Annotated in this window: 8 protein-coding genes; 7 read left to right on the top strand and 1 reads right to left on the bottom strand. The window is 63.7% G+C overall.

Going from position 1 to position 7239, the window contains the following annotated elements; all coding sequences use genetic code 11:
* The 5 genes from AC2FL1_RS11630 to AC2FL1_RS11650 all read left to right on the top strand — a co-directional run.
* The coding region (locus AC2FL1_RS11630; protein ID WP_496877038.1) for a glycine cleavage system protein H at positions 1-260 on the top strand (260 nt) is incomplete at its 5' end.
* Between the two features lie 209 nt (positions 261-469).
* Positions 470-1705, top strand: a complete 1236-nt coding sequence (locus tag AC2FL1_RS11635; RefSeq protein ID WP_496829298.1) for an acyl-CoA dehydrogenase family protein — start codon at positions 470-472, stop codon at positions 1703-1705.
* Between the two features lie 5 nt (positions 1706-1710).
* Positions 1711-2502, top strand: coding sequence for a thioesterase family protein (locus AC2FL1_RS11640; RefSeq protein WP_496877039.1), 792 nt, complete (start codon positions 1711-1713; stop codon positions 2500-2502).
* 58 nt (positions 2503-2560) lie between these two features.
* Positions 2561-3211, top strand: coding sequence for a DUF1007 family protein (locus tag AC2FL1_RS11645; RefSeq protein ID WP_496829302.1), 651 nt, complete (start codon positions 2561-2563; stop codon positions 3209-3211).
* Positions 3196-4098 (top strand): nickel/cobalt transporter, encoded by a 903-nt coding sequence (locus tag AC2FL1_RS11650; protein WP_496877040.1) that lies wholly within the window; start codon positions 3196-3198, stop codon positions 4096-4098. Before AC2FL1_RS11645 ends, AC2FL1_RS11650 begins: the two co-directional genes overlap by 16 nt.
* Here the strand turns inward: AC2FL1_RS11650 and AC2FL1_RS11655 are convergent.
* Complete coding sequence (locus tag AC2FL1_RS11655) at positions 4095-4991, bottom strand: alpha/beta fold hydrolase (protein ID WP_496829306.1); 897 nt, start codon at positions 4989-4991, stop codon at positions 4095-4097. The two genes, AC2FL1_RS11650 and AC2FL1_RS11655, sit on opposite strands and share 4 nt — an antisense overlap.
* Before the next feature lie 228 nt (positions 4992-5219).
* On the opposite strand from AC2FL1_RS11655, the gene groES reads away from it, so the two are divergent.
* Complete coding sequence (gene groES, locus AC2FL1_RS11660; protein ID WP_011046635.1) at positions 5220-5507, top strand: co-chaperone GroES; 288 nt, start codon at positions 5220-5222, stop codon at positions 5505-5507.
* A 62-nt stretch (positions 5508-5569) separates the two neighbouring features.
* Positions 5570-7210: a chaperonin GroEL gene (gene groL, locus AC2FL1_RS11665; RefSeq protein ID WP_496829308.1), complete on the top strand. Its 1641-nt coding sequence runs from the start codon at positions 5570-5572 to the stop codon at positions 7208-7210.
* Positions 7211-7239 lie beyond the last annotated feature (29 nt).

A 7239-nucleotide genomic window follows, 5' to 3' on the forward strand; every position in this document is an offset into this window, starting at 1 on the left:
TCGTTGAACTGCCCGAGCCCGGAACCGAGGTCAGCAAGGATGACGAGATCGTTGTGATCGAATCGGTCAAGGCGGCCTCGGATATCCTGGCGCCGCTTGATGGCGAGATCGTCGAGGTGAACGAGGCGCTGGCCGACAATCCCGGTATGGTGAACGAGGACCCCATGGGCGAGGCCTGGTTCTTCAAGATGCGGCCCTCGGACCTGTCGCCGATGGACGATTACATGGACGAAGCGGCCTATACCGACTTCATCAGTTGATTTGTCGCGCGCGCGTCAGGCGGCCGTTTTCCGCGCCGGAAAACGGCCCGGAAAACCTTGTTTTCCGGCCCCTCTCCCACGGCACCTTTCCTGCACGATCACATTCGGGCCGGTGACGTTTCGTCACGCGGCTGGACATTCCCGCGCGGGCCAAGTCATCCTCGATCCAGACATTCCCCCCGTTGTCCGGGGGCAGGGGAGGCCAAGCCATGAACATGACGTTTGCGATGCGCGACGAGAACCGCAAGCTTCTGGATCGCGTCGCGGCGATGATCCGCGACGAGATCATGCCGTTGGAGGATGAGTACCACGCAGAAATCGCCAAGGGCGATCGCTGGCAGTATACCGCCCGCCAGACCGAGATCCTCGAAGGCCTCAAGGCCAAGGCCAAGGCGGCCGGCCTGTGGAACTTCTGGCTGACCGACAGTGACCGCGGGTTCGGCCTGACCACCGTCGAATACGCCTATTTCGCCGAAGAGATGGGCAAGACCCCGCTGGCGGCCGAGGTGTTCAACTGTTCCGCCCCCGATACCGGCAATATGGAAGTCTTCGAGCGCTATGGCAGCGCGAAGATGAAGCAGGACTGGCTGGCGCCGCTGCTGGAGGGGCAGATCCGCTCGGCCTATCTGATGACCGAGCCGGATGTGGCCAGTTCGGATGCCACCAATATCTCGATGTCCTGTGTCCGTGATGGCGACGATTATGTGCTGAACGGTGAGAAATACTGGGCCTCTGGCGCCGGTGATCCGCGCTGCAAGGTCTATATCGTGATGGTCAAGACCGGGGGCGAGGATACGCCCAAGCACCAGCGCCATTCGATGATCGTGGTGCCTGCTGGGACCGAAGGCATCGAGATCCTGCGTCCGATGCTGGTGTTTGGTCACGACGACGCACCGCATGGCCACATGCATCTCCGGTTCACCAATGTCCGCGTGCCGGCCGAGAACATCCTGGTGGGCGAGGGGCGCGGCTTCGAGATCGCGCAAGGCCGGCTTGGGCCCGGCCGCATCCACCATTGCATGCGTTCGATCGGCCAGGCCGAGATCGCTCTGGAGCGCATGTGTAAACGCGCGCTCGACAAGGAGGCGTTCGGCAAGAAACTCGCGCATCTGGGTGCTAATTACGACATCATCGCCGAATGTCGGATGGAGATCGAGATGGCGCGCCTGTTGTGCCTCAAGGCCGCCTGGATGATGGATCAGGGCGACGCCCGGGCCGCCGCGCCCTGGATCAGCCAGATCAAGGTGGTGGCGCCGCGCGTCTCGCTCAAGGTGATCGACGAGGCGATGCAGATGCATGGCGGGCAGGGGATCAGCCAGGACACGCCACTGGCCGCTGCCTGGACCGGTCAGCGCACCCTGCGCTTTGCCGATGGCCCCGACGCGGTGCACCGCCGCCAGATCGCCCGGACCGAGCTGAAGAAGTACACGCAGGAAAAGGTCTGATACCCGTGACGGCCCCGGTCTATTTCACCGAAACCGAACCGGGGCTGTTTGTCGGCAACGATCCGGCGCGCGGGCCGTGGTCGCCCGATCACTGTCATGCCGGGCCGGTCACCGGCCTGGTGGCGCGCGCGGCCGAGGCGGCTGCCGGGCCGGACAAGATGCTGACCCGGCTGACGCTCGACGTGCTGAAACCGCTGCCGCTGGCGGGGCTGCGGATCACCACCGAGATAGAGCGCAACAGTCGCACGCTCACCACCACCCGGCTGGTGTTGCATGATACCAATGGCACGTTGTGCCTGACCGGAACCTCGATGCATCTGGTGCGCAAGGATCTGGGAGAGGTGCCCACCGCAACGGTGCCGACCCCTGATTTTGCCCGCGCGCGATCCGGTCCGGCGTTGCTGGTGGGCAAGCTGCATGACCGGCGCGCCTTTGGCCAGTTTATCGAGATGGCCTATCCGGAGGGCGAGGATCTGGGGCCGGGGCCGAAAACCGTCTGGATGAAGGCGCCGCATTTGCTGGCCACCGAGGCACCTTCGCCGATTCAGGCGATCTGCCCGCTGGCCGATTGCGGCAACGGTATCTCCTGGAACGAGCCTCCGGTGCGGTTTGGCTTCATGAATACCGACCTGACCCTGCAAATCCATCGCGAGCCCTGTGGCGACTGGTTTGCAGCGGAGGCCGTATCGCATTGGCAGCCTAACGGTATCGGCATGTCGCAAGCGATCCTTTTTGATACCGTCGGGCCAGTGGGCATGGCGCTGCAGACGCTCGTTTTGCATCCGATGGCGAAATAGCGCCGCAGCTGCGCCTGCCCGGATTGCCAGCCCCCCACCCGCGCCCTATCGTCTGGTCATGCGCCGGATTGCCCTTGCCCTCACTTTCCTGCTCCCCGCGCCGCTGATGGCGCATCCGCATGTGTTCATCGACACCGGATTCGAGTTGATCTTTGCCCCTGACGGGGCGCTGACACATGTGCGGGTCACTTGGGCCTATGATGATTTCTATTCGCTGGTCATCCTCGAGGAACTGGGCCTGGACCAGGATGGCGATGGCAGCCTGACACCCGAGGAACAGGCGCAATTGGCGGGGTTCGATGCGCAATGGATCGAGGGCTATAACGGCGATCTCGACCTGCGGTTGGGCGATCAGCCACTGGCGCTGTCCGGCCCGCTGGAACCCACCGCCACCACCGAGGCTGGACGGATCGTGTCGACCCATCTGCGCGCGGTTACCGGTGGGGCCTTGGGATCGGGGGCAGCCCTGTCGCTGCGCCCCTATGACGAGACCTATTACACCGCCTACGAGGTTGCGCGCCCGGTCACCCTCAGTGGGCGCGACGATTGCCTGCTGGAGCGGTTGGAGCCCGATATCGACGGGCAACTTGCCGAGATGCAGGAGATGCTGCTGCGCATCGACGCCGATGCCGATCTGGAGGAGATGGATATCCCCCTGATCGGCGCTGAATTTGCCACCGAGATCCGCGTCACATGTCCCGGCTCCTGATCCTGCCGGTCACGCTGGTTCTGGCCCTGCTGGGCTGGCTCTGGCTCAGCGGCGGTTTCGACCAGCTGGCGCTGTGGGCGGCGGGCGAGCAACGGGATTTTCAGAACCAGATCGCCAAGGCGCTGCGCGGATTGCGCAGCGGGCAGGGCGGGGCGCTGATGCTGCTGTTGTCGGTCTGTTTCGCCTATGGATTCTTTCACGCGGTCGGGCCTGGCCACGGCAAGGTGCTGATCGGCGGCTATGGGCTGGGTCGGCGGGTGCCGGTTCTGCGGCTTGCGGCGATCGGGCTGGCGGCGAGCCTGGGCCAGGCGGTTACCGCGATCGCGCTGGTCTATGCCGGGGTGGCGGTGCTGGATCTTGGGCGTCAGCATCTGGTTGGCGCGACCGAGCGGATCATGGCGCCCGCCAGCTATGCGGCTATCGCGTTGATCGGCTGCTGGCTGGTCTGGCGAGGCGCCCGGCGGCTGCTGGCCACTCGGAAACCCACGCAGCATCATCACCACCATCATGACGGCGAGACCTGTTCCCACTGCGGGCACAAGCACGGCCCTAGCCTGAGCGAGGTCGAACAGATCGGCACCTTGCGTGAGGCGCTGGCGCTGATCGCCAGCATCGCGATCCGGCCCTGCACCGGGGCGCTGTTCGTGCTGATCCTGACCTGGCAGATGGGCATCGCATTGGCCGGGATCGCCGGAACACTAGCCATGGCGCTGGGAACGGCCAGTGTCACGGTCGGAGTGGGACTGGCCTCGGCCGGGCTGCGCGGCGGGGTGCTGGGCGCGGCCACGGCCTGGCGGTTTGCCGGCGTCGCCCTGCCGATGGTGGAGCTTGCCGCCGGATTGGTCGTGACGTTCCTGGCGAGCGGGTTGTTCCTGAGTGCGATCTAGGCGCGCCGTGCGATGAAGTCGCGCACCAGCTCCACGATAACCGGGGCCAGCTTCGGGGTGATGATGTGACCCATGCCCTCGATGGCGTGAAACTCCGAGCCCGGAATGTGCGCGGCGATTTCCTCTCCCATCTCCAGCGGGATCAGCGTGTCCTGCCTGCCATGGATCACCAGGCAGGGCAGATCGAGCTGGCGCAGGCCGGGGCGTCGGTCGGGCGCGTGCAGGATGGCCAGCACCTGCCGGTTCTTTCCCGCCGCATCGACACCACGCGCCCAGGCGCGCTCGGCCATGGCGCGGATATCGGCCTCGGGCATCGGATAGCCGGGGCTGCCCCACATCCCGTGTTCGGCGACCTGCGCCTCCAGATAGTCCTGCTGTTTCACGTCACGCACCAGCAGGTTCGCGGCCAGCGCCAACAGTGCCTCGCGTCCTGCGCCCGCGCGCTCGGTAAAGGGGCGGCAGGCGGTCATCACGATGGTTGCCGAAAGCACTCGGTCAGGCTGGTCGATGCAAAGCTGTTGCAGCACCGCGCCCCCCATCGAGATGCCAAAGAAATGCGCGCGTTCGATCCCCAGCGCATCCATCAGGCCGGTGATGTCGCCCACCATATCCTCGATCCCATAGGGTTTGGGCAGGTCCGCGCCCGCGGCCAGCGCCGCCAGAATGGCGTCGGCGCTGTCGGGCACATTCGGCGTCGGGCAACGCTGAGACAGGCCCACATCGCGGTTGTCAAAGGCGATGGTCCGAAACCCGGCGGCGTCAAAACCTGCGCTCAACTCCTTGGGCCAATGCACCAGTTGGCTGCCTTGGCCTCGGATCAGGAACAATGGCACTCCATCTTCCGGTCCGCTCTGCTCGACTTCGAGGTAAATCCCGTTCGCTTCGATCCGCATCAAACCCGCCCTTCCTGTTGACCTTGCAAATCTGCGCAAGCGGGCGAGGGAAGTAAACAGGCCTGGTTGCGGCACTTGGCGGTGGCAACTTTTCGTATCTCCGATGTTGACTCGGTTCCTTCGACCCCCTAGCTATGCGCCGTTAGCACTCGTCGGACTTGAGTGCTAATGCCTCTGTTGAAGAACAGGGGGAGGGAAACAAACTTTGAGCCTCAAGGAGCTGCAAAGATGGCATTGAAACCGCTTCATGACCGTGTGCTGGTTCGCCGTACCGAAAGCGAAGAGAAAACCGCAGGCGGCCTGATCATCCCCGATAGCGCCAAGGAAAAGCCCAGCGAAGGCGTTGTCGTTGCCTGTGGCGAAGGCGCCCGCAAGGATAGCGGCGAGCTGATCGCGATGGCAGTCAAGTCGGGCGACCGGGTTCTGTTCGGCAAATGGTCGGGCACCGAAGTCACCGTCGACGGCGAAGAGCTGCTGATGATGAAGGAAAGCGACATCATGGGGATCATCGAGTAAGCCACGCGCTTCTCTGATCTCTGGTCGCATCATTCCAAACATATTTCTCAAGGAGAAAGAACATGGCTGCTAAGGACGTCAAGTTCAATACCGAAGCCCGCAACAAGATGCTCAAGGGCGTCAACATCCTGGCCGACGCGGTCAAGGTGACCCTGGGCCCTAAAGGCCGCAACGTGGTTCTGGACAAGAGCTTCGGTGCGCCCCGCATCACCAAGGACGGTGTGTCGGTCGCCAAGGAAATCGAACTGGAAGACAAGTTCGAGAACATGGGCGCGCAGATGGTGAAAGAAGTCGCCAGCCGCACCAATGACGAGGCCGGCGACGGCACCACCACCGCGACGGTTCTGGCCCAGGCTATCGTCAAGGAAGGCATGAAATCGGTTGCCGCCGGCATGAACCCGATGGATCTGAAGCGCGGCATCGACCTGGCCACCGCCAAGGTTGTCGAGGCCATCAAGGCCGCTGCGCGCCCCGTCAACGACAGCGCCGAAGTGGCGCAGGTCGGCACCATCTCGGCCAACGGCGAAACCGAAATCGGCCGCCAGATCGCCGAAGCGATGCAGAAGGTCGGCAACGAAGGTGTCATCACCGTCGAAGAGAACAAGGGCCTGGAAACCGAGACCGACGTGGTCGAGGGCATGCAATTCGACCGCGGCTACCTGTCGCCCTATTTCGTCACCAACGCAGACAAGATGATCGCAGAGCTCGAAGACTGCATGATCCTGCTGCACGAGAAGAAACTGTCCTCGCTGCAGCCGATGGTTCCGCTGCTCGAGCAGGTGATCCAGTCGCAAAAGCCGCTCCTGATCATTGCTGAGGATGTCGAAGGCGAAGCTCTGGCAACCCTGGTGGTCAACAAACTTCGCGGCGGTCTGAAGATCGCAGCCGTCAAGGCACCGGGCTTCGGCGATCGCCGCAAGGCCATGCTGCAGGACATCGCCATCCTGACCGGCGGTCAGGTGATCAGCGAAGACCTGGGCATGAAGCTCGAGTCCGTGACCATGGACATGCTGGGCACCGCCAAGAAAATCTCGATAACCAAGGACGAGACCACCATCGTTGATGGCGCAGGCGAGAAGGCCGAGATCGAAGCCCGCGTGGCCCAGATCCGCACCCAGATCGAAGAAACCACCAGCGACTACGACCGTGAGAAACTGCAAGAGCGCGTGGCCAAGCTGGCCGGCGGTGTTGCCGTGATCCGCGTCGGCGGCATGACCGAGGTTGAAGTGAAAGAGCGTAAGGACCGCGTCGATGACGCCCTGAACGCCACCCGCGCTGCCGTGCAGGAAGGTGTCGTTGTGGGCGGCGGTGTCGCTCTGGTTCAGGCTGGCAAAGGCCTCGAGGGCCTCGAAGGCGCAAATGCCGACCAGACCGCCGGTATCAACATCGTGCGCAAGGCCATCGAAGCGCCGCTGCGCCAGATCGCCGAGAACGCAGGCGTCGACGGCGCCGTGGTTGCCGGCAAGGTGCGTGAATCGGGCGATGCAGCGTTTGGCTTCAACGCGCAGACCGAAGAATATGGCGACATGTTCAAGTTCGGCGTGATCGACCCGGCCAAGGTTGTCCGCACCGCTCTGGAAGATGCGGCCTCGGTTGCTGGCCTGCTGATCACCACCGAAGCGATGGTCGCCGACAAGCCGCAGAAAGACGCCCCCGCAGGCGGCGGCATGCCCGACATGGGCGGCATGGGCGGCATGATGTAAGAGGCGATTTCGCCTGAACATCATCTGTC

It is taken from the genome of Ruegeria sp. YKSF070 (assembly GCF_059612725.1).